Origin of the sequence: Brucella intermedia LMG 3301 (assembly GCF_000182645.1) — a bacterium.
Taxonomy (GTDB): Bacteria; Pseudomonadota; Alphaproteobacteria; order Rhizobiales; family Rhizobiaceae; genus Brucella; species Brucella intermedia.
On record NZ_ACQA01000001.1, the window covers coordinates 1599837 to 1624181 of the forward strand.

Below are 24345 nucleotides of genomic sequence, written 5' to 3' on the forward strand. Positions count from 1 at the left end.
AATCCCGCTGATGCATTCATGAATGATCATGATTGTTGCAGAACGGTCTTTTCGATTTTGTGCATCCAGTCCACCAGCGGACGAGCCCGTTCGGTGAAATCGACAAGACGATCCGCCAGATCGGCGCGGGTAATCGTTTCAGGGTCGATTTCCATCCGCACCGAGAAATGCCGATTGCGAATGGCTTCCAGCAGATCGTCGTCAGTGACGGCCTCAAAACCCCGCGGCGTTCGTTTCAGCCGGTCGTAGTCGCTGATTTTCAAGCCGTTTTTCTTGAGTTTCGCGACCATGGCGCGGAATTCTTCCGGCTTCTCGACGATAGAGTTGCGTATGGCTTGGAGTAGTTCTTTCTTCGGTCCCCACCACGCGACACAGGCGTAGCTGTCGCGCACACCCGGCAAGCCGATGCAGACATAGAAGCATCCGCTCTCGTCCCATTTCGTGCCCGATTGCGACAGCAGTGCAGACAGATGACGATTATAGGGAGCCTTGTCCTTCGAAAACCGCGTGTCACGCTTGATGCGGAACTGCGATTTCGCTCGGTCGCCCTTGAACGGCAGACCAGCCTTTTCAAACCGGCTCGTCAGTTCCTCGACAAGATCGCCAAGCGGCTCCTTCAATTGCTGCTCGAAAAGTTCCTTGTTCTCCACGAACCATTCGCGGTTCTGGTGAAAATCCAGAGCTTTCAGAAACGGGATCGCTTTCTCGCCAAAACCGTTGAACGGGGCCATTATTCTTCTCCGACCAGCTTGAACCAGGCATCTTCGTCAATGACTTCGATGCCAAGCTCCGATGCCTTGGCAAGCTTGGAGCCCGCACCCGGTCCAGCCACCACAAGATCGGTCTTCCTCGATACCGATCCGGCGGTCTTTGCCCCATAGCGTTCTGCCATGGCCTTGGCCTCATCGCGCGACATACGCTCCAGGCTGCCGGTAAACACCACCGTCTTGCCTTCCACCGGCGAACCGGTGGCAACGCGCGCCGCCTCATCAAGCGGCGTCACTTCCGCCAGAAGAGCCGCCAGCACTTCGCGGTTATGCGGCTCGGCATAAAAATCCACGACCGCCTCGGCAACAATGGAACCAATGCCCTCTACCGCGATCAAGTCCTGCCAGGCTTCATTGCCCTTGTCGGTACGGTCGCCTTCTTTCGGCGGGACGGCTTCCAGTGCAGCTTTTTCAAACGCGGCATAAGACAGATAGGACCGGGCAAAGCGCTTGGCATTGACCTCGCCAACATGACGGATGCCAAGACCGAACAGAAAGCGATTGAGGGCAATCTCACGCCGGTCGTTGATTGCGTCGTAAAGCTTCTTCACGGAAGTCGCGCCGAAGCCTTCGATGTTCTCAAGCTTCTTGAGAGAACCCGCCTGCCGCTTTTGCAGCGTAAAGATATCCGCAGGCGATTTGATCTTCAGGCTGTCATCTTCGGCGTGGAAGAAGAACTCAACCTGCTTTTCCCCAAGACCTTCGATATCGAAGGCATTGCGCGATACGAAATGGCGAATGCGCTCGACCGCCTGCGCCGCACAGGTCAGGCCACCGGTACAGCGGTAGACCGCCTCGCCTTCCTCACGCACCGCGTGGCTCCCACAGACCGGGCATTCATGCGGGAAATGGAACGGCACGGCATCGACCGGACGCTTCTCCAGTATAACATCGACAATCTGCGGGATAACGTCGCCTGCGCGCTGCACAATGACCGTATCGCCAAGGCGAATGTCATGCTCGTCCGCGCGGATACGCTCCCCCTTGAGACCGATGCCCTTAATATAATCTTCGTTGTGCAGCGTCGCATTGGTGACGACCACCCCGCCGACCGTGATCGGCTCCAGTCGCGCCACCGGCGTCAGCGCGCCGGTTCGCCCGACCTGAATGTCGATACCGCGCAGGATCGTCGTCGCCTGTTCTGCCGGAAACTTATGCGCAATGGCCCATCGCGGGCTGCGCGAGCGGAAACCAAGCCGCGTCTGCAGATCGAGCCGGTCGACCTTGTAGACCACGCCGTCGATATCATAGTCCAGCGTCGGTCGTTCGAGCCCGATGGCACGGTAATGCGCAAGCAATTCGTCCGCACCGTGGAGCCGCTTTGTCAACGGATTGACCGGGAAGCCCCACTCGCGAAACATCTCGACCATACCCATCTGTGTGTCGGCGGGCATGTCCGACATTTCACCCCAGGCATAAGCGAAGAACTTCAGCTTGCGGCTTGCCGTCACCTTGGCGTCAAGCTGGCGTAGCGAACCTGCTGCCGTGTTGCGCGGGTTCACATAGGTCTGCTTGCCTTCAGCGGCCATCTGCTCATTGAGCGCGAGGAAATCGCTCTTGGCCATATAGACCTCGCCGCGCACTTCCACGACGGACGGCGCTCCAGCTGGGAGCCTGTTCGGGATTTCGGCAATGGTGCGGATATTCGCGGTCACATTCTCACCGGTCGTGCCGTCGCCGCGCGTCGCACCGCTGACCAGAACTCCGTTCTCATAACGGATCGACATGGAAAGGCCGTCGATCTTCGGCTCGGCGGTAAAAGCGATGGAATTGTCCGGCAACTGCCCCAGAAATCGGTAGACGCTGCCGACAAAATCACGCACGTCCTCATCCGAAAATGCATTGCCCAACGAAAGCATCGGGCGCGCATGGACAACCGGGGCGAATTTGGAAACCGGCGCAGTGCCGACCCGCAAGGACGGGCTATCTGTCCGCACCAGATGCGGAAAGCGCGCTTCGATTGCATCGTTGCGCCGCTTCAGCGCGTCATATTCCGCATCTGAAATTTCCGGTCGGTCATTGGCATGATAAAGCTCATCATGATGCGCAATCTCACGCGCCAGCCGCCCCAGTTCGGAAACGGCTTCTGGCTCGGTCAGTTTTTCGACGGGAATATCGGTCATAAGCGAAGCAAAACCTGCTGATTCAGTTTCGCCCAACATAACCAAGAAATATGATTACGCCTACGAAAACAGCGGACTGCACAGTGACTGCTGACAGGCTTTTAAATTGCCAGCGCGCTATTTTCGGCAAGGAGGCGCTCCGCTGCTGCGCGCGCTTCATCAGTGATGCTGGCACCGGCGAGCATACGGGCAATCTCTTCCTGCCGCTCGTCCACCCCGATGGATCGAATCGAGGTCGCCATCCGGTCTTCGTTGGTCGCCGACTTAGCAATCAGGAAATGGGTGGAGGCACGCGCCGCCACCTGCGGCGCATGCGTAACCGAAAGCACCTGCACACGGCCCGAAAGCCGTGCAAGGCGCTGGCCGATCGCATCCGCCACAGCGCCGCCCACGCCGGTATCGATTTCATCGAATACGAGCGTCGGAGCAGAACCGCGATCGGCAAGCGCCACTTTCAGCGCCAGCAGGAAGCGCGAAAGCTCGCCACCCGAAGCGACCTTCATCATGGGCCCTGCCCGCGTGCCCGGATTGGTGCGCACCCAATATTCCACCGTATCGATGCCTTCCGCCGCGCGGGCTTCCGGATCGGTCGTCATTTCGACGATGAACTCGGCGCGCTCGAGCTTGAGCGCAGGCAATTCGGCCATCACAGCGGCCTTCAGATGTTCTGCGGTTTCCTTGCGCGAAGCGGAGAGCTTGGCGGCAGCCATATCATAGGCCGCACGCATTTCGCTCGCCTGGCCTTCAAGCTGGACGAGCTTTTCCGCGCCGGCATCGAGGTCGGCAAGATCGGAATCCATCTTGTCACGCAGCGCGGGCAGGCCTTCCACGGCAACGGAATATTTGCGCGCGGCAGCGCGCAGCGCAAAAAGCCGTTCCTCGACCTGTTCCAGTATGCGAGGATCGAAATCGATTTCGCGCATGGCATGATCGATGCCGTCCTGCGCAAGAGCCAGGCTGTTGAGCGCTTCGTCGATTGCCTTGCAAACCGGTTCCAGCAGATGCGGCGCTTCCGGAATCTTGCGCTCCAGACGACGCACAAGGCTTGCAAGCGACGGCACGGGGGAACCCTGCCCCGACAGCAATTCGCCAGCTTCGTTCACGTCACCGGCGATCTTCTCGGATTTCATCATGATCGCGCGACGTTCAGCGAGTTCTTCCTCTTCGCCGGGTTGCGGATCAAGCTTCGTCAGTTCTTCGACCGAAGAGCGCAGATAGTCGCCTTCGCGCTCGGCCTGTTCGACGCGAGCGCGGTGTTTGGCAAGTGCGGTTTCCGCATCGCGCCAGGCCTTGTGACGCTCACGAACCACCGCAGCCTCTTGTTCGAGACCACCGAAGGCATCCAGCAATGTACGATGAAGATCGGTATCGATCAGGGCGCGGTCATCGTGCTGGCCGTGAATTTCCACCAGCTTGCGCCCAAGGTCGCGAAGAAGCGCGACGCTCGCCGCCTGATCATTGATGAAGACGCGCGTGCGGCCATCGCCCATCTGCAGGCGGCGCAGGATGATGTCGCCATCATCGTCAAAACCGTTATCGCGCAGAAAATTCCGGGCAGGATGTCCGCCCGGCACATCGAATACCGCCGTCACCTGCCCCTGATCGGCGCCATGACGCACCAGTGAGGCGTCGCCGCGCGCGCCCAGAGCCAGTGAAAGCGAATCAAGCAGGATGGACTTGCCCGCCCCGGTTTCACCGGTAAGCACGGACAAGCCCGTCTTGAACTCGATGTCGAGCCTTTCAATCAGAACAATATCGCGGATCGACAGGTGCGACAGCATGTGAGAATCAGCTTATGAGCCGCCGCCGGTGATGAGCGCCGAAGCCTTGGCCAGCCACGAATTGCCATTTTCGCGCGGCTGAAGACCGCCGCTCTGCAGGAGCTTGTAGCTGTCCTTGTACCACTGGCTGTCCGGATAGTTCTTGCCGAGAACCGACGCGGCCATCTGGGCTTCCGAGGTCAGGCCAAGCGCATAATAGGCTTCGACAAGACGGGCGAGCGCTTCTTCCACCTGACGGGTGTTGGAATATTCTTCTACCACGCCGCGGAAGCGTTTGATGGCAGCCAGATATTCCTTGCGTTCCAGATAGTAACGGCCGACCTGCATTTCCTTGCCTGCAAGCTGGTCGCGGGCGAAGCGGATCTTGGCCTTGGCGTCATCCGTATATTCGGAATCCGGGAAGCGATCGACCACTTCCTGCATCGCGGCGATTGCGCGGCGGCTTGCGGCCTGGTCGCGGGTCACGTCCGGAATCTGGCGGAAGTAGGAAAGACCGATGATGTAATAGGCATAGGCCGATTCCGGCGAAGTCGGGTAAAGCGTGTTGTAACGCTTCGCCATCGAGATCGCTTCTTCGTAATTGCCCTTGCGGTAGTTGGTGAAGGCAGCCATCACGAGCGACTTGCGCGCCCATTCCGTGTAGGGATGCTGGCGGTCGACGGCAGCAAATTTCTTCGCGGCTTCATCGAGGCGGCCTGCATCCAGATTGGCGAGACCTTCATTGTAGAGCTTGTCGGCAGGATCGATCGTCTCGACATATTTGGTGAGATCGATGTCGTCATCCTTGCTGGCACAACCGGCGAGCGGGATAAGAACGGCGATAGCGCCAGTCAGCAGCGCGGTTTTCGTCACACCCTTGAATTTGAAACTCGTCATGCGGTCTCCGGCCTTCTGGCAGCGTCATTCCTGTTTGGAGTTGCGTGCTTCTAGCACTGCACGGCTGCTCCATCCATACAAAACATTCAGCTCCAGCCAATGTAAGAACATTGCTGACGCTGTTTTGGCCGTCCATAAACCACATGCAGGCGAAATCGGCAATCGTCTAGTAGCCCGAATCCGCCGGACGGCACGTCGAAACCCGTAACCAGTGTGAATTGTCCCCGGTATTGACCACCCGCATGGGTAGATACTCCCCGATCAATCCACCGCGGAAACGGCGCACCGACTCAATTGCGAGGGGAACCGGCGAACACGGCCCAATTAAGGCCATGTGCCGATACCCACTCATTTCATGCTATAAATCAAAGCGCCCAGGGAGCAGCGATATTCGGCTTCACGGCAACGAAATCGGAGGCTGTTGAATTCTTGCGGACACCGGAAGCTTCGACAATATCGAATGCCGACTTGTCCGACAGCAACGCCTTCACGGTTTCCGCATTCAGCCGGTGGCCGCTGCGATAGGAACGGAAGCAACCGATGAACGGCAGGCCTGCCAACGCCAGATCGCCAACGGCATCGAGCGTCTTGTGACGGACGAACTCGTCCTTGAAACGCAAACCACCGGGATTGATGACCGAATTATCGTCACCGATGACGAGCGAATTGTCGAGCGACGAACCAAGCGCATGGCCGGAAGCCCAGAGGCGCTCCACGTCCTTCATGAAACCGAAAGTGCGTGCGGTGGAAAGCTCCTTGCGGAAGGTCGCTTCATCCACATCATTCGCAAATTTCTGCCGGCCGATCAGCGGGCACTCGAAGTCGATCTCGACCTCAAATCGCGTACCGGCGAAGGGGCGAAACTCACCCCAGGAGCCGCCAGCCTCGACGCGGACCGTTTTCAAAATGCGGATAAAGCGGCGCTTCGCTTCCTGCGTGACGATACCCGCTTCATCGAAAGCCTCGATAAAACGAGCCGAGGTGCCATCAAGAATGGGAATTTCAGGGCCATCGACTTCCACGACAAGGTTGTCAATCCCGAGAGCGGCGATTGCCGCCATCAGATGCTCCACCGTGTCGATCTTGGACTCTTTCGGCCCGAGAGACGTACAAAGGTCCGTCGCACCGATCTGCGAAACATGGGCGCGCACTTCGGGCGCCTTGCCCTTCAGGTCTGAGCGCTGGAATACGATGCCGGTGTCGGCATCAGCCGGGAAGAATGTCGCCGAAGCAGGAGCTCCGCCATGAACGCCGACGCCTGAAAGCGTGACCGCACGACCAATTGTCTTTTGATAAGCGCTCAAGACAGTTCCAATCTGCTGAATATAATGAGTGCAGGTCGCCCAAAAGGAATTTCAACGACCGATTTCGCAATTCTTGGGTCTATATGGATAGATATAGCTAAAATTGCGACAGGAATCACGCAAGGGTGTACAAAACTCCGCCGCCCGAACCATACCCGTTTCGATCAAGATAATAATTCGCGCGGCCTGAACAAAATCACGCTTTCTTACGAATGTGCTGTTTCTGTTTACAGAAACGAAAAGCCGCGGAGTTACCCGCGGCTTTCATATTCATTGCCAGAAATGGCTCAGTTCGACTGGCGGCGCAGGAAGGCCGGGATTTCGAGCTGGTCTTCTTCCGAAGCTGCGCGCGGCTGCGGACGGCCCTGATCGTCAAGCTGGCCGCGACGCGGTGCATAGATCGACGAATCCTGCTGTGGAGCGCGGCGTTCAGCCGGGCGCATGCCGGGTTCGCGGTGCTGAGCCGGTTCCAGACGGGCCGCAGGCTGATCGTCCTCACGACGCGACAGACCGTGGGTCAGACGCTTCAGGAGGCTCATCGGACCGCGCGGTTCTTCCTGTACAGGCTGCTGCGGAGCGCGACGGGCATTGATTTCAGCCTGTGCAACCGGCGGGAAATCCGAAACGGCTGGCATGCGCGGAGCAGGACGCGGTTCACGAACCGGCTGTTCATGCATCTGCGGCTGCTGGTAGGCCGGCTGCTGCACGGCCTGTGCCTGATGGGCAGCCGGAGCCTGCGGCATCGGCGCACGGGCAACCGGAGCGCGCTCGAAGGATTCCGGTGCCGGAGCCTGGAAGATGCGGCTCTGCGGGCGGAATTCCGGCTCTGCCGAAGCGGCAGGTGCAGCCGGTGCGGCGGGAATTTCAGCTTCAGCAGACTGGATCGCCTGGGCAATCGGATCGACCTGACGCGGCTGTTCAACGACCGGAGGACGCAGTGCGCCATGCGGAGCCATCGGCTTTGCCTGTGCGGTCTGCTTTACCGGCTGGCGAAATTCCAGCGGCGCAGGCGCCGCGTCTCCTAACTGCTTATCAATACCGGTAGCGACGACAGACACGCGGATGACGCCTTCGAGGCCTTCGTCGAAGGTCGCGCCAAGAATGATGTTCGCATCCGGATCGACTTCTTCGCGAATACGCGTCGCGGCTTCATCGACTTCGAACAGGGTCATGTCGCGACCGCCGGTGATCGAGATCAGGAGGCCCTTCGCACCGCGCATCGAGGTTTCATCGAGCAGCGGGTTGGCGATTGCAGCTTCGGCAGCAGCCATCGCGCGGCCTTCGCCGGACGCTTCGCCCGTACCCATCATGGCCTTGCCCATTTCGCGCATCACCGAGCGAACGTCGGCGAAGTCGAGATTGATCAGGCCTTCCTTGACCATCAGGTCGGTGATGCAGGCGACGCCCGAATAGAGCACCTGGTCAGCCATTGCGAAAGCATCGGCGAAGGTGGTCTTGTCATTGGCGATGCGGAAAAGATTCTGGTTTGGAATGACGATGAGCGTATCGACATTCTTCTGCAGTTCTTCGATGCCGAGATCGGCAGTTTTCATGCGGCGTGCGCCTTCAAAATGGAAAGGCTTGGTCACGACGCCGACGGTAAGGATACCGCGCTCACGAGCAGCACGCGCCACGACCGGAGCAGCACCGGTGCCGGTGCCGCCGCCCATGCCTGCCGTCACGAAGCACATGTGGGTGCCGTTCAGATGATCGACGATTTCGTCGATGCATTCTTCAGCAGCCGCACGGCCAACCTCTGGCTGGGAACCAGCACCAAGACCCTCTGTAACGGCAGCGCCGAGCTGGATCATGCGTTCGGACTTCGACATCGTCAAAGCCTGAGCGTCGGTGTTGGCCACGACAAAATCCACGCCGCGCAAGCCGGCATTGATCATATTGTTGACCGCATTGCCGCCGCCGCCGCCGACACCGAATACGGTGATGCGGGGCTTCAGCTCGGTGATATCCGGCTTTTGCAGATTGATAGTCATAGGTCCTTGTTCCTCTTAAGCCTTACCACCGCTTCGCCGCCGCGGTGTGGATTGGTTGTTACCCAGATGGTCACGCCCCAATAAGTCGACACGCTAATTCAACACGCTATTTCAACAGCTTACACAATACTGGATACTCAGAAACTCTCTTTCAGCCATTGGCTGACACGTTGAATGCGCCCACCCGTACCGGTCATGAGACCGGAGGAAGCCGCTTTCACCGACCGTTCTTCTATCCCGGCCACCTGCGGGTAAATCAGAAGTCCAACGGTCGCGGCGAAAGCCGCCCCCTTAGCCGCCTCAGGCAATCCCGCTATTCCTAGAGGACGCCCGATTCGTACATTTCTTGCAAGGATTCGTCTGGCAGCCTCCGGCATTCCCGGCAACTGGCTTGCGCCCCCCGTCAGAACCACGCGCTTGCCGACGATATGTCCGAGGCCGGACTGGTTGAGCCTGTCGCGCACCAGTTCCAGCGTCTCTTCCACTCTCGCACGGATAATCCGCGTCAGTACCGAGCGCGGATATTGATTGGGTACATCACGCTCATCGTCACCGATCGGGGGAACCGAGATGAGGTCGCGGTCATCGGCAGCGCTTGGCAGCGCCGAGCCGTACATGACCTTGAGGCGCTCGGCATCTTCCATACGGGTGGAGAAGCCGCGCGCCACATCCATCGTAACGTGCGTGCCGCCGATGGCCACGGCATCGGCGTGAATGAACTTGCCTTCGGAGAAGACGGAAATCGTCGTCGTGCCGCCGCCCATATCGATGCAGGCTGCGCCCATTTCAGCCTCGTCGCCGACCAGAGCCGCAAGACCGCTGGCATAAGGCGTTGCAACGATGGCTTCCACCGACAGATGGCAACGATTGATGCAAAGCTCCAGATTGCGCAGCGGCGCAGCATCGGCTGTCAGCACGTGCATGTCGACACCGAGGCTGTCGCCGAGCATTCCAAGCGGATCGCGAATGCCGCGCTCACCGTCGAGCGTATAGCCGACGGGCAGCGAATGGACGAGGTGACGTTCAGCGGCCAGCGCCTGCTTTGCGCCAGCCGCCAGAACGCGGCGAATATCCGTCTGCTCCACTTCATGGCCGCCCAGATTGACGCTTGCCGTGAAGGTTTCGCTCTTGAGGCGACCAGCGGAAATATTGACGATAAGGCTATCGACGGTCAGGCCAGCCATGCGCTCTGCGGCGTCGACCGCAAGACGGATCGACTGTTCAGCCGCGTCCAGATCGATGATGACGCCCGACTTGACGCCGCGCGAACGCTGATGGCCGATGCCCAGCACTTCCATGCGGTGCGTGCGGCCTGGCAGCAGTGCGCCGCCCTCATGCGGACGCAGCCTTGCGATGACGCAGGAAACCTTGCTCGACCCGACATCCAGAACCGTTAACAGGCGCACCTTGCGCCCTGCAGTCCCGCCTTGTGATGTCCCCTTGCCGCCCAGAATACTCATACGCGTTTCCCCGTGCGGGATAGTTCTTTTTTACGCTCTGCCAGAAATTTCTGGCGCTGCTCCATGCCGCTTGCCGTCAGCTGCACCGTCACACGATCTTCGAGACGAAGATCGACCGCAGCGATATCGCGCGACAGAAGATGCTGCTCCTGATCGAGCTTCTCGACATGCGCCAGCGCCTTTAGCGGATCAGTCTCCGGAAGCATGATGCGCACGCCATTATCCAGAAGCAGGTCCCAGCGACGGTCGCCGACCCGAACGTAAGCGCGAACCTTTCCGGCCAGCGCCGGATAGGCGGCAATCTCATCGACGAAGCCCTTGACCTTCTTTTCCGCGCCTTCGCCCACCACGAGCGGCAGCGAATTGTAACGGCCCGGACGGAACGGAACGATGGTGTCGCCCGCAGCGTCGATCAAGGAAAGATCCTTGTCGTTCTGCCAGATGGCGAACGCCTTGCGCTCGCGCAGCGACACGAGAACGGTGCCGGGATAAACCTTGCGGACTTCCGCGCTTTCAACCCAGGGCAGCTTGTCGATGGACTGGCGGGCCTCTTCGGCGCTCAGGCCGACAAGGGACGTCTCGCCGTCGAGATCGAGCTGACCAAGAATATCGATGTCGGAGGTCTCGTTGTTGCCGACAACCTTCACATCCTCGATTGCAAAACCAAGCGTGGATGCAGTTGTCTTGACGACCTCGGGCGTATGACCGCCGACGGCCATGCCATAGAGACCGGTCGCACCGAGGAAGCCCAGCATGCCGACGGTGCCGGCATGGCGCGGAATATTGACATTGCCCTGAAACAGGCGGACGGCAAAGCGGAACGGCTTGCGCAGGAAGCGCGGCAGGACAAAAGCGGCACCCATCGCACCCGATGCATCCCGCATCGAGCCCGAGCGCCCGTATCCGTCCGATTTTCCGTTCAACGCAAACAAGACGCGTCCTCCACCATCCAACTCAACAATTCACCGAAAGAGATACCAGCCGCTCTGGCGATATCAGGCACGAGCGAGGTGGAAGTCATCCCCGGCTGGGTATTGATTTCCAGCCAGATAACTTCGCCATCTTCGGAGAAACGATCATCGAAACGGAAGTCTGACCGGCTTACACCCCGACACCCGATTGCCCGATGCGCCGTAAGGGCCATTGTTTGTATTTTTTGGTAAATATTTGGTAAAATTTTCGCCGGGCACACGTGAGTTGATGCGCCTGCAACATATTTTGAATCGTAATCGTAGAACTGGTGCCCGACGGGAATGATCTCGCACACATCCATGGCGCGATCGTCCATAACGGAACAGGTCAACTCGCGACCGGGAATGTATTTCTCGACCAGAACCTCGGCGCCATAATTCCACTCGGCAGAGCTGATGATTTGCGGCGGATGGGCCTGATCGTCCTTGACGATCACGACGCCAAAGCTGGAACCTTCACGCACCGGCTTGACCACGTAAGGCGGCTTCATCGGATGCTCGGTACCGATCTCGAAACGATTGAGCAGAAGCGAGGGAGCAACGGCAACGCCGGCGGCGGCGGCAACCTTCTTGGCGCGATCCTTGTCCATGGCCAGCGCCGAAGCGAGAACGCCCGAATGCGTGTAGGGAATCTGGAGATATTCGAGAACACCCTGGATAGCGCCATCCTCACCGAACGGGCCGTGCAGCGCGTTGAAAACAACATCAGGCTTCAGCTCGGCAAGAACGGTGGCAACATTGCGATCCACGTCAATACGCGTCACGCGATAGCCGCACTCTTCGAGGGTCGCAGCACAAGACGCTCCGGAGGACAGACTTACCGGACGCTCCGAAGAGAAACCGCCCATCAAAACGGCAACGTGCTTTCCCGTCATGTTAGCATCCCCTCTGCGCAATCCCCTGCGCATCAATTAAACAGAATCCGAGCAACCCAGCAGCACAGGCCGCAGGCACCCGCGGCAGGAAAATCCTGCCGAATCAAATCACTGTGTGGTTAACCCTAAAGAATCAGAGGATTGATTCCGTGACAAGACCCTATAGGAAGGGACGAACCTTACGTGTCGCTTGCGAAGGCAAAAAAGCCCGGAATATCAGGTAGAAAATCCGGGCAACTTTTTTATCAAAATTTTCCAAGAAACTCTTCAACCGGCTCGCCCTCGCGGAACAAACCGAGACGTTTGATTTCCCAATGAAGGCGAATACCCGAATTTTCAAAAACTCGGGCGCGAACCGTTTCGCCCAAAGTCTCCAGATCAAGCCCCGTTGCGGTGCCTGTATTGATCATGAAATTGCAGTGCATCTCTGACATTTGCGCGCCGCCGACCCGCAAACCGCGACAGCCTGCCTTGTCGATTTCCTTCCAGGCCGATGTGCCTTCCGGATTCTTGAAGGTCGAACCGCCTGTCTTTTCGCGCACCGGCTGCACCGTCTCGCGGTGATGCTGCACCTCGTCCATGGCCTGCCTGATTGCGTCGCGCTCGCCCGCAATCCCCTCAAACAGGACGGAGGTAAAAATCAGGCCCGGCGAAGCCGAGGAATGCCGGTAGGCGTAGCCCATATCCACATTGGAAAGCACCTGCACCTCGCCATTGCGGTCAAGCGCGCGCACTTCCACGACGCGCTCGCGCGTTTCCACGCCGTTCGCGCCCGCATTCATGCGCAGCGCGCCACCTATGCCGCCGGGGATGCCATGGTAGAAATGAAATCCTGCGAGCCCTGCATCCAGCGCCGCCGCAGCCACACGCTTGTCAGGCGTTGCCGCCCCTGCCCGCAATTGCGTGTCGGAAACCTGTTCGACTTCGCCGAAACCCTTGGCTGAGAGCCGCACGACAAAGCCGGGAACGCCGCCATCGCGCACCAAAAGGTTGGAGCCAATGCCAACAACGAGGATCGGAATCTCTTCGGGCACCGCCTTCAGAAATGCGGAAAGGTCTTCCTCGTCAGCGGGCTGGAAAAGGACCTGCGCCGGTCCGCCAGCGCGAAACCAGGTAATCTTGTCCATGCCGGCATCCGCTGTCAGCCTGCCGCGCAGGCCCGACAACTTGCCGTCGAGCTTTTTCAGAAGCGTCTCGCCGCTTTCCATCTTACTTCTTGCCCTGTTCAGCCAGTTCTTTCGGCAATGCGTAGGCCCACTGCGTTATGTTGCCTGCACCGAGGCAAACCACGAAGTCGCCCGGCTCCGCAATCGACGCGACCAATGGCGCCAGCGCTTCCGGGCCGTTCGCATAACGCGCATCGCGATGACCTGCGGTCTTGATGCGCGATACCAGTGTCTCGGAATTGACGCCTTCGATCGGGTCTTCGCCTGCCGTATAGACCGGCGCCACGATGACCGTATCGGCATCGTTGAAACATGCCGCAAATTCATCGAAAAGGCTTGCCAGACGCGTGAAACGGTGCGGCTGGACGATGGCGATCACACGGCCTTTGGCGGCTTCACGGGCTGCTTTCAGCACGGCGCGGATTTCAACCGGGTGATGGCCATAATCATCGAATATCTCGACGCCGTTCCATGTGCCGGTATGGGTGAAGCGGCGCTTCACACCGCCGAAAGAGCCGAGACCACGACGAATATCGTCGGCGGAGATACCGAGTTCATGCGCAACCGCAATTGCCGCCGTCGCGTTGGATACGTTGTGCTGGCCCGGCATAGGCAGGCGCAGATCCTTGATCTCGGTCGCCTCGCCCTTGCGCGAGCGGATCACGACGTCGAACAGGCTCGCAGCACCGTCCATGCGGTGATTGACGAAACGCACTTCCGCCTGTGGGTTCTGACCGTAGGTGATGATGCGGCGATCCTCGATGCGGCTCACCAGAGCCTGCACTTCCGGGTGATCGAGGCACATCACGCCGAAACCATAGAATGGCACATTTTCAACGAACTGGCGGAAAGCGGCGCGCACGGCATCGAAATTGCCGTAGTGGTCGAGATGCTCCGGATCGATATTGGTGACAACCGCGATGTCGGCTGGCAGCTTCAGGAACGTGCCGTCGCTTTCGTCCGCTTCCACGACCATCCAGTCACCATCGCCCATGCGGGCATTGGTGCCATAGGCGTTGATGATGCCGCCATTGATGACGGTCGGATCGAGGTGCCCGGCATCAAGCAATGCCGCAACCATCGAGGTCGTGGTCGTCTTGCCGTGAGTTCCGCCAATCGCAACCGCATGCCGGAAGCGCATCAGTTCGGCCAGCATTTCCGCGCGGCGCACGATGGGCAGCAGCTTTTCGCGTGCGGCGATCAGTTCGGGATTGTTCTTCTTGATCGCGGTCGAAACGACGACGACTTCAGCATCGCCAATGTTTTCAGCCTTGTGGCCGACAAAGACCTCAATGCCTTTTTCGCGCAGGCGCTGCACATTGGCGCTGTCGGACTGGTCCGAGCCCTGTACCTTGTAGCCCAGATTATGCAGCACTTCGGCAATACCACTCATGCCGATGCCGCCAATTCCGATGAAATGGACGAGCCCGATATTCAGCGGCATTTTCATGGCCGAGTTCCTTCTTTGAATTCCTGAACAGATTTACCCGCTGCAATAGCCTCTGCCAGATCGGCAAGCAACCGCGCAGCATCCGGCTTGCCAACGCTTTTCGCAGCTTTTGCTTGTGCTTCGAGGCGCTGTGGCTCATTCATCGCAGCCTGGAGTATCCCCGCCAGGCGTTCCGGCGACAATTCCGACTGGCGAACGACCTCGCCGCCGCCCACTGCCGCGAGCGCTGCCGCATTCGCGGCCTGATCATGGTCCAGCGCATGCGGAAACGGCACCAGCATGGCCGGGCGACCGATGACCGTGATCTCGGAAACGGTGGAAGCCCCGGAACGCGAAATCACGAACTGGGCATCGGCCATGCGTGCCGGCATGTCGTTGAAGAACGGCGCCACATCCGCCGGAATGCCAAGCTTCTTGTAAGCATCCCGCACCGCGGCTTCGTCTTCCTTGCGGGACTGCTGGGTGATCAGCAACCGTGCGCGATCTTTCTCCGGCAGCAAGGCCACGGCAGCGGGAATGGCGGTCGAGAAGAACTGCGCGCCCTGGCTGCCCCCAAAAACCAGCAGCCGAAAACGTTCATCCACCTTGACCGGCTTGTAGGGCGTTCCGGCTGCAACCAGCACAGGCGGACGCACCGGATTGCCGGTCGTGACCGTCTTCTCGGCATGAAGGCCACCCGTTTCAGGCAAAAAGCCACCGGCGATGGCTTTCACCCGGCCCGCAAGCCCCTTATTGGCGCGGCCCATGACAGCGTTCTGCTCGTGGACCATGGTCGGAATGTTCATGTTGCTGGCGGCATAAAGCGGCGGCAGCGTCGGATAGCCGCCGAAGCCCGCAACCAGTTTTGGCTTCAGCCGACGGAACAATTTGCGGCAATCGAGATTGCCCTGCCACAGCGACCAGAACGTCTTCAGGAGCGCAATCGGATTGCGTCCTGCGATCGTCGCCGAGCGAATGACATGAACATGGTCTTCCGCGAATGCGCCGGCGAAACGCTGCGCGCGCGCATCGGTCGCCAGATGGACGTCCCAACCGCGCGCCTTCAGTTCATGTGCCAGCGCTTCCGCCGGAAACAGATGGCCACCCGTTCCCCCGGCGGCCAGTACGATTACGCCTTTCCCCATATTCCCCTCACAAAGCCGGAATGCGCCTGTTCACATCGGCGCCCATGCTGACCGTATGGGTCATGCGGGCTTCCGGACGGCGGCGTGTCAATGCCAGAAGAATGCCCATCGTGATGGCGATGGCGATGAGCGAGGATCCGCCATAGGAAATGAACGGCAGGGTCATGCCCTTTGCAGGCATAAGATGCAGGTTCACCGCCATGTTGATGATCGACTGGAAGCCGAACAGGATGACAATCCCCGAGACGGCCAGACGCGTAAACGCATCGCGTTCGCGCAGCGCGATGGAAAGGCCGCGCACGACGATGAACGCGAACAGCAGCATGATGACCATGCATAGGATGATGCCGTATTCTTCCGCCGCAACCGAGAAGATGAAGTCGGTGTGGCTATCCGGAATGATGCGCTTCACGGTGCCTTCGCCCGGCCCTTGTCCAAACCAGCCACCGCGCAGGATCGCCTCGCGACCGGCATCGACCTGGAACGTGTCGCCCTCGCCCGTCATGAAGCGATTGATACGTCCGGCGACGTGATCGAACATGAAATAGGCCGAAATGCCGCCACAAACAGCAAGACCGCCAAGAACCAGAATCCAGAACATCGGCAGGCCCGCAAGGAAGAACATCGCGCCCCATGTGCCGGTGGTCAACATCGTCTGACCAAGATCGGGCTGAAGCACGAGCAGGGCCGCAACGGTGCCGAACAGCAGCATGGCGAGAAAATTGCCGGGCATTTCGCCGCCGCGCTCACGTTCCGAGAACAGCCAGGCGCAAACCACCACGAAGGCGGGCTTCATGAATTCCGATGGCTGGATGGATATGCCCGCCAGGTTGACCCAGCGCCGCGCACCCTTCACTTCGATGCCGAAGAACAGTGCCGCAACCATCAAGACGAGCGAAATGCCGAGCAGGATCAGAGCAAAACGCCTGATCTGGCGCGGCGAGAAAAACGAAACGCCGATCATGACGACGACCGCCGGAAGCATGAAGAAAATCTGTCGCTCTACAAAATGAAAACTGTCCAGCCCGATGCGCGACGCGACAGCAGGACTTGCGGCGAATGACAGCAGAATGCCAAGCCCCATCAGGGCCAGACATGCAGCGAGGAAGAAGCGGTCTATTGTCCACCACCAGTTGGCGACAGGACCGCGATCGACACGGCTTACCATCAGCTTTCCCCTCCTATCCGCTCGACACCCGGAAGTGCGAGAACAGCGCTGCGGAATGCATCGCCGCGTTTTTCAAAGTTCTGGAACTGGTCGAAACTCGCGCAGGCAGGCGACAGCAGCACGACTGGCTCGGGAGCCGCATCGTTGCCGGCATCCCGGGCAGCGTGTTCAACGGCGACCGCAAGCGTGTCGGAAATCTCGAACGGCGCCGCATCGCCAAGCGTTGCCGCAAACTGCGCGGCGGCTTCGCCGATCAGATAGGCCTTGGCAATCCGTGGGAAGAACGCGGCCAGCGAAGCAATCCCGCCAGCTTTCGGCACACCACCTGCAATCCAGTAGATGTTCTGCGGGAACGAAGACAATGCCGGAGCCGTCGCTTCCGCATTGGTCGCCTTGGAATCGTTGACGAACAAGACTTTCCCGCGATGTCCGACCTGTTCCATGCGATGGGCGAGGCCAGGAAAGCTATTCAGACCGGCGTGGATTTCTTCAAGGCTGAGGCCCACGGACAGGCAGGCGGCAATCGCCGCAAGTGCATTCTGCGCATTATGCGCGCCGCGCAGCGAGCCGATACCTTCAAGAGAAGCGATTTCATCAACTTCTCCATCCTGTGCCCAGAGCAGTTTCGCACCGTCAGCAAAGTAGCCCTTGCCGAGTTGTTTTTCCTTGGAAATCCGCACGACATGCACGCCGTCACGATAAAGCCGGTCGGCAATGGCTTCGCAATATTGATCGTCGACCCCGACAATGGCCGTGTCGCTTGCCGCGACCAACCGTTCCTTGATCGCCGCATAGTTTTCCATCGATCCATGACGGTCGAGATGGTCCGGTGTCAGATTGAGCAGGATGCCTGCGGTCGGGTTCAGCGAAGGCGCCAGATCGATCTGGTAGGATGAACATTCAACCACGTAAAAGCGGTTCGCCTGCGGCGGCTCTAGCGTGAGGATTGCTGTGCCGATATTGCCGCCGAGCTGCATGTCGCGACCGGAAGCCTTGATGATATGGGCGATCAGGGCGGTCGTCGTCGACTTGCCATTGGTTCCTGTAATGGCAATGAACGGGCAATCGGGAGCAATGTGGTTGCGCTCGCGAACGAACAGCTCCACGTCGCCGATGATCTCAACCCCGGCAGCACGAGCCAGATCGACGGTCCAGTGCGGCTTCGGATGGGTCAGCGGGACGCCCGGCGAAAGCACGAAAGCCGCAAACTGCGACCAGTCTGCCTGCCGCAGGTCGCCAGTGGCAATGCCCGCGCTCTGTGCACGGGCAACGCTGTCGGGATTGTCGTCCCAGGCAATGATCTTTGCGCCTCCGCCAAGAATGGCCTTGGCGGTCGCGATGCCCGACCCGCCCAGTCCGAAAAGGGCGACCGTCTTGTCCTTGAGGGCGGTGATCGGGATCATGGCACTTTACCGGAGCTTGAGGGTGGAAAGGCCGATCATCGCGAGAATGATCGCGACGATCCAGAAACGGATCACGACCTGGCTCTCGGTCCAGCCCTTCTTTTCGAAATGATGGTGGATCGGCGCCATCAGGAACACGCGCTTGCCGGTCAGCTTGAAGGACCCAACCTGAATGATGACGGAAAGCGCTTCCACGACAAACAGGCCACCGATGATGGCGAGAACGATTTCGTGCTTTGTCGCAACGGCAACCGTGCCCAGCATACCACCCAGCGCAAGCGAACCCGTATCGCCCATGAAAATTGCGGCAGGCGGCGCATTGAACCAGAGGAAGCCGAGGCCCGCGCCGATGACGGCGCCCAGAACCACTGCAAGCTCACCCGTGCCGGGCACGAAATGAATCTGCAGGTAATCGGCAAAGATCGCGTTACCGGACAGGTAGGCGATGAAGCCGAAGGAGGCAGCGGCAACCATGACCGGCACGATTGCAAGTCCGTCGAGACCGTCTGTCAGGTTCACGGCATTGCCTGCGCCAACCATGACGAAAGCAGCAAACGGAATGAAGAACCAGCTCAGATTGATGACGAACTGCTTGGCAAACGGGAATGTCAGCGAGGACGAGAACGGCTCCTGCCCTGCCCGCATGATGATGAAAGCGGCGGCGGCGGCGATCAGGAATTCGATGCCAAGACGCGCCTTGCCGGAAAAGCCCTTGTCGGACTGCTTCGTCACCTTGAGATAATCGTCATAAAAGCCGATTGCGCCGAAACCCACGGTAACCAGCAGCACGACCCAGACATAGACGCTGGAGAGATTGGCCCAGAGCATGCACGACACAAGAATGCCGGTCATGATCATGAGGCCGCCCATGGTCGGCGTACCGGCTTTCTTGAAATGGGTCTGCGGGCCGTCGGCGCGGATCGGCTGGCCTTTCCCCTGACGCACCCGGAGCGAGTTGATGATCGACGGGCCGAACAGGAACACGATCAGCGCCGAAGTGATCATCGCGCCGCCGGTGCGGAAAGTAATGTAGCGGAACACATTGAGCGGTGTCATATGTTCGGCGAAGAAGGTGAGAAGCATCAACATTTAGAGAAAAATCCCTCAAATACCGCTTATTCCGCCGGTTCTACCGGCGGAAACTGGCTGATCAGCGCCTTGACGATTTTGGAAAAACCGATTCCCTTCGACGATTTCACCATGATGACATCGCCCGGACGGACAGTCTTGACCACCAGCGGCAACAATTCGTCGGTGCTCTGCCTGTACTCGGTATGAATTTCAACCGGCAAGGCATTTTTAAGCGCCGACATGTCCGGTCCACCGATAAAAAGCGCATTCACCTCGGCATCCACAATCGGACGCGCCAGATCGGCGTGGAGTTTTCCCGACTGACGGCCAAGCTCCAGCATATCCCCCAGCACCGCAATGCGGCGGCCGCGCGAACCTTCCGGCGCCGTTGAATGCAAGAGCGACAGGGCTGCGCGCATCGAGGTTGGATTGGCATTATAGCTTTCGTCGATCAGCGTGAACGTGCCTTCGGGGTGCTGCAGCACATGGCGCGCGCCGCGACCGCCTTCCGCGGTGAGCGTCGCCATTGCCATCATCACCTTGGCGATATCCGCGCCAACCAGATCGGCTGCGCCGAGGACGGCAAGCATGTTCTGGACGATATGTCGGCCCGGCATGCCGACCTTGACCGCAGCTTCATGCGTGCCAGCCTTCACCGTCATGCAGGAACAGGTGGGATGAAGCTTCACTTCGCGCAGGCGGTAATCGGAGCGTGCATTCTCGCCGAAGGTGACGATATGCTCGACGCCTGCCTTTTCAGCCAGTTCTTCCAGCTGCTTGAAGCGCTTGTCGTCACGGTTGAGGAGTGCATAACCGCCCGGGACAATGCCTTCAAAAATCTCCGCCTTGGCGACGGCGATTTCCTCCAGATTGGCAAAATGACCAAGATGCGCGGGGGCGATCAGCGTAATCAGCGCCACATGCGGGCGCACCATCTTTACCAGCGGGCGGATTTCGTCATGATGGTTCATGCCGATTTCAAAAACGCCATAATCCGTATCGGCAGGCATGCGCGCAAGCGTCAGCGGCACGCCCCAGTGATTGTTGAACGACGCCACCGAAGCATGAACCTTGCCGACTTCCGAAAGTACATGGCGCAGTGCTTCCTTGGTCGTGGTCTTGCCGACAGAACCTGTCACCGCGATGATCTGGGCCTTCGAGCGGGCGCGCGAAGCAATGCCAAGCTTGGTCAGGGCTTCAAGCACGTCCTCCACCACGATCATCGGCACCTTGGAATTGCCGAAAGCGGGCAGACGGTGTTCTGCCACCACGATCAGACCGGCACCGGCAGCCATGGCGGCGGTGACGAAATCATGGCCGTCGAATTGCTCGCCCTTGATGGCGAAGAACGCCTCGCCCGGCTTCAGCGAGCGGCTATCGATGGAGATGCCGGTTATGCCGCCGGGAAGGTTACCGAATGGCCTTCCTTCCATGGCTTCGACCATATCGTCGGATTTCCAGAGCCACTCACTCATTCCGAGCGCTCCTCAAGACGGGCAGCCAGTGCTGCCGCAACTTCCGCATGATCCGAGAACGGCAGGGTGATATTGCCGACGATCTGCCCTTCTTCATGACCCTTGCCTGCAACGACCAGCGTATCGCCCGGCTGCATCATCGACACGGCGGTGAAGATCGCCTCGCGGCGATCACCGATTTCCGTCGCACCTGGCGCAGCCGCCATGATTTCCGAGCGTATCTGCGCGGGAACCTCCGAACGCGGATTGTCGTCCGTGACGATGGCCACATCGGCCAGACGCGACGCGATTTCGCCCATGATCGGACGCTTGCCCTTGTCGCGATCGCCGCCGCAACCGAAAACCACGATCACACGGCCCGTCGTGAACGGGCGCACCGAAGTCAGCACATTTTCCAGCGCTTCCGGCTTATGGGCGTAATCGACGTAGGCCGGTGCGCCATCTTCCGTCGCGCCGACGAGATCCAGCCGTCCCGGCGCCCCTTTCAGGAGCGCCAGTGCGCGCATTGCAGCCGCAGCCGGAACGCCCGTGACCATGGCAAGTCCCGCGGCCACCAGCGCATTGGCCACCTGAAAATCTCCGGCGAGCGGCAGCTCGATCTCGAAGATCTCGTCGCCGATGCGCACTTCGACATGCTGGCGGAAACGCTCATGCTCCACGCGCTTGAGAGCGATGAAATTGCCCTTGCGTCCCACCGTCTTGACGTCGCATCCAGCTAGCGTCGCCGCTTCGATGGCCTGCGCCGAAAAATGATCGTCGGAGAAGATGATGGCTGGCGCGCCCTTCGGCAGAAGCGTGTTGAAGAGACGCATCTTCGCGCCCAGATATTCCTCAATGGTCGCGTGATAATCCATATGATCGCGACCGAGATTGGTGAAGGCACCGGCAGCAAGCTTGACACCATCGAGACGGCGCTGATCGAGACCATGAGACGAAGCTTCCATGGCGGCATGGGTGACGCCTTCGTCGGCAAGTTCGGCCAGCACGCGATGCAGTTCCACCGGATCGGGCGTGGTCAGCGAGTTATAGTCGCTGCGTGTCGGCGAGAAGACGCCGGTCGTGCCGATGTTGGCGGCGGGGAAACCGGCATACGCCCATATCTGACGGGTAAAGGATGCAACGGACGTCTTGCCGCTGGTGCCGGTGACCGCAACCATGACCTGCGGCTGCTTGCCATAGAACTGTGCCGCCGCAACTGCCAGGGCAAGACGCGGATCGTCGACATGAAGGACCGGCACACCCGCATCGGCAATGACCGTATCCTTGCCCGCAACGATGGCGCTGGCGCCGCGCTTGACGGCATCGGCGACAAAAGCCGCGCCATCAGCTTTCACACCCTTCAAGGCTGCGAAAAGAAAACCGCGTTCGACCTTGCGGGAGTCCGACGTGACACCGGTGATCTCCACCTCGCCGGCATTGCCGGAGGCCAGTTCCTTGAAAAGAGCGATTTCCTTCAGTTTCATGGTCATACCAAATCCAGATTCAGTTGTGCGCGTAACGCTGCAAAGGCTGTTTTATGCGAATCAGTCGTATTCGTTGGAAACCATTGCTGGCGGCACATCCTGTTGAAAATCAGGCTTGCCGCTTAAATTGCTAACCATTGCTGGCTGGGCTTCGAGCTGGAAATCGGGCTTCACGCCGAGGAACGAAGCGGACCGGCGGATGATTTCCGAAACCATCGGCGCTGCGTTGAGACCTGCGGTTGCGCTGAATTTGCCTTCCTCCGGCTTCGGTTCGTCGATGATGGTCAGCACGACATAAGTCGGGTCATCCATCGGAAATGACGCCAGAAATGCGTTGAAGCGCACATCCTTCGAATAGCGCCCATGCACCACCTTTTCCGCCGTGCCGGTCTTGCCGCCGACGCGATAGCCCGGAACCGTCGCGCGCTTGCCGGAACCGCCCTGCGCAGTCGCGTTGAGGCGGTAGAGATAACGCATGTCGGCAGAAACCTGTGGATGGATGATCTGCTTGGCCACCTGATCGGCCTCGGCCTGCGTGCGCGTCAGGAATGTCGGCGGCATCAGCTTGCCGCCATTCATCAGCGCCGCAGCGCCAACTGCCGTCTGCAACGGCGTCGTCATCATGCCGTGGCCGAACGAAATGGTCATCGAATGAACCTTCTTCCACACACGCGGCTCGACGGGGCGCGCCACTTCCGGCAGTTCCGTCTGCAAGCGATCGAGAAGACCGATCTTTTTCAGGAACGCACGGTGGCCTTCGATGCCGACGGCGTCGGCCTCGCGGCCCGAACCGATGTTGGACGAGAAGATGAAGACTTCCGGCAGCGTCAGCACACGGCCCTTGCCGTGGAAGTCACGGATGGTCTGGCGGCCGAAGACCAGCGGACGCGACGCATCAAGACGCGAGTTCAGGTTGAACTTGCCGGAATCGAGCGCCATCGCCGTGGTAAAGCTCTTGATGGTCGAGCCCATTTCATAGGTGCCTGCCGACATGCGGTTCAGGCGATCCTTGTCCAGCGCATGGACCGGATTGTTCGGGTCGAAATCCGGCACCGATGCCATGGCGATGACTTCGCCGGTCTTGACGTTCAGCACAACCGCACCGGCGGCAATCGCCCGATAGCGTTCCATGGCCTTGACCAGCACGTCGCGCATGATGTGCTGCACGCGAATGTCTATGGAGAGACGCACCGGTTCCAGCGACTGCCCGGTCGCAAGACCAACGGAGCGCAGGTCGGTCAGGCCCTGGCTGTCGATATATTTCTCCATGCCCGCAATGCCCTGATTGTCGACATTGACGAGACCGAGGATGTGCGAAGCGGTTGGGCCACCCGGATAGAAACGGCGCTTTTCCGTCCGGAAACCGATGCCCGGCACGCCGAGCGCCATGATCTGGCTCTGCTGGCGAGGCGTCAGCCCGCGCTTGACCCAAACGAAGCCCGCGCCGCTTTTCAGGCGCTTGTATGTCGCTTCCCAGTCGAGGTCCGGCAGCACGGTGGACAGCATTTCGATGGTTTCGTCAGGATCGACGATCTTGCGCGGTTCGGCATAGAGCGACGCCGTCTTGATATCGGTGGCGAGAATTTCGCCGTTCCGGTCGAGGATATCCGGGCGCGATGCCAGCTGCTGGACAGCCGGGCCTGCATTATCCTCGTTTTCGCCGCCGATGACGCCGAAATAGATGAGCTTTCCACCCATCACACCATAGATGCCGACAAAACAGGCGATGGCCATCCACAGGCGATTGCGTGCGCGGTTGCCGTGCTTCTTGCGCGAGCCGACAAACGCCATGTTGCCGGCCAGCTTTTCATCGCCAACCGGCTCAACACCGTTACCTGCCTGCATGTTCTTTTTTCTGAAAGGTCTCAGCCGCATGA

The 24345-nt window shown here is 59.5% G+C and carries 18 protein-coding genes; all 18 read right to left on the bottom strand.

The features are described from left to right. Nucleotides 1–26: 26 nt before the first annotated feature. The 18 genes from OINT_RS07635 to OINT_RS07720 all read right to left on the bottom strand — a co-directional run bounded on the left by OINT_RS07635 (nt 27) and on the right by OINT_RS07720 (nt 24343). Entirely contained in the window at nt 27–731 is a 705-nt protein-coding gene (locus tag OINT_RS07635; RefSeq protein ID WP_006467210.1) for a DUF2461 domain-containing protein, read from the bottom strand. Continuing rightward, complete coding sequence (gene ligA, locus OINT_RS07640; protein ID WP_006471683.1) at nt 731–2890, bottom strand: NAD-dependent DNA ligase LigA; 2160 nt, start codon at nt 2888–2890, stop codon at nt 731–733. The genes OINT_RS07635 and ligA overlap by 1 nt, the downstream gene beginning before the upstream one ends. Before the next feature lie 101 nt (nt 2891–2991). Further along, entirely contained in the window at nt 2992–4671 is a 1680-nt protein-coding gene (recN, locus tag OINT_RS07645) for a DNA repair protein RecN (protein ID WP_006467212.1), read from the bottom strand. Nucleotides 4672–4683: 12 nt separating this feature from the next. Continuing rightward, nucleotides 4684–5547, bottom strand: coding sequence for an outer membrane protein assembly factor BamD (locus tag OINT_RS07650; protein ID WP_006467213.1), 864 nt, complete (start codon nt 5545–5547; stop codon nt 4684–4686). A gap of 365 nt (nt 5548–5912) precedes the next feature. Further along, complete coding sequence (gene lpxC, locus OINT_RS07655; RefSeq protein WP_006467214.1) at nt 5913–6851, bottom strand: UDP-3-O-acyl-N-acetylglucosamine deacetylase; 939 nt, start codon at nt 6849–6851, stop codon at nt 5913–5915. 287 nt (nt 6852–7138) lie between these two features. After that, complete coding sequence (gene ftsZ / locus OINT_RS07660; protein WP_006467215.1) at nt 7139–8842, bottom strand: cell division protein FtsZ; 1704 nt, start codon at nt 8840–8842, stop codon at nt 7139–7141. A 137-nt stretch (nt 8843–8979) separates the two neighbouring features. Beyond that, complete coding sequence (ftsA, locus tag OINT_RS07665) at nt 8980–10302, bottom strand: cell division protein FtsA (RefSeq protein ID WP_006467216.1); 1323 nt, start codon at nt 10300–10302, stop codon at nt 8980–8982. Beyond that, nucleotides 10299–11234: a cell division protein FtsQ/DivIB gene (locus OINT_RS07670; protein WP_039852685.1), complete on the bottom strand. Its 936-nt coding sequence runs from the start codon at nt 11232–11234 to the stop codon at nt 10299–10301. The genes ftsA and OINT_RS07670 overlap by 4 nt, the downstream gene beginning before the upstream one ends. After that, complete coding sequence (locus OINT_RS07675; RefSeq protein ID WP_006471680.1) at nt 11222–12148, bottom strand: D-alanine--D-alanine ligase; 927 nt, start codon at nt 12146–12148, stop codon at nt 11222–11224. The genes OINT_RS07670 and OINT_RS07675 overlap by 13 nt, the downstream gene beginning before the upstream one ends. Nucleotides 12149–12393: 245 nt before the next feature. Continuing rightward, nucleotides 12394–13356 (bottom strand): UDP-N-acetylmuramate dehydrogenase, encoded by a 963-nt coding sequence (murB, locus tag OINT_RS07680; protein WP_006467219.1) that lies wholly within the window; start codon nt 13354–13356, stop codon nt 12394–12396. A 1-nt stretch (nt 13357) separates the two neighbouring features. Beyond that, nucleotides 13358–14764 carry a UDP-N-acetylmuramate--L-alanine ligase gene (gene murC, locus OINT_RS07685; RefSeq protein WP_006467220.1) on the bottom strand — a complete coding sequence of 469 codons (1407 nt, stop codon included), beginning with the start codon at nt 14762–14764 and terminating at the stop codon, nt 13358–13360. After that, on the bottom strand, nt 14761–15888 hold the full coding sequence (gene murG / locus OINT_RS07690) for an undecaprenyldiphospho-muramoylpentapeptide beta-N-acetylglucosaminyltransferase (protein WP_006467221.1): 1128 nt from the start codon (nt 15886–15888) through the stop codon (nt 14761–14763). The genes murC and murG overlap by 4 nt, the downstream gene beginning before the upstream one ends. Before the next feature lie 7 nt (nt 15889–15895). Beyond that, on the bottom strand, nt 15896–17056 hold the full coding sequence (gene ftsW, locus OINT_RS07695) for a putative lipid II flippase FtsW (protein WP_006467222.1): 1161 nt from the start codon (nt 17054–17056) through the stop codon (nt 15896–15898). Beyond that, nucleotides 17056–18459, bottom strand: coding sequence for a UDP-N-acetylmuramoyl-L-alanine--D-glutamate ligase (murD, locus tag OINT_RS07700; RefSeq protein ID WP_006467223.1), 1404 nt, complete (start codon nt 18457–18459; stop codon nt 17056–17058). Before murD ends, ftsW begins: the two co-directional genes overlap by 1 nt. A gap of 6 nt (nt 18460–18465) precedes the next feature. After that, entirely contained in the window at nt 18466–19548 is a 1083-nt protein-coding gene (gene mraY / locus OINT_RS07705; RefSeq protein ID WP_006467224.1) for a phospho-N-acetylmuramoyl-pentapeptide-transferase, read from the bottom strand. 26 nt (nt 19549–19574) lie between these two features. Next, entirely contained in the window at nt 19575–21005 is a 1431-nt protein-coding gene (locus tag OINT_RS07710; protein WP_006467225.1) for a UDP-N-acetylmuramoylalanyl-D-glutamyl-2,6-diaminopimelate--D-alanyl-D-alanine ligase, read from the bottom strand. Beyond that, entirely contained in the window at nt 21002–22474 is a 1473-nt protein-coding gene (locus tag OINT_RS07715) for a UDP-N-acetylmuramoyl-L-alanyl-D-glutamate--2,6-diaminopimelate ligase (protein ID WP_006467226.1), read from the bottom strand. Before OINT_RS07715 ends, OINT_RS07710 begins: the two co-directional genes overlap by 4 nt. A gap of 54 nt (nt 22475–22528) precedes the next feature. After that, nucleotides 22529–24343, bottom strand: coding sequence for a peptidoglycan D,D-transpeptidase FtsI family protein (locus OINT_RS07720; protein WP_006467227.1), 1815 nt, complete (start codon nt 24341–24343; stop codon nt 22529–22531). Nucleotides 24344–24345 lie beyond the last annotated feature (2 nt).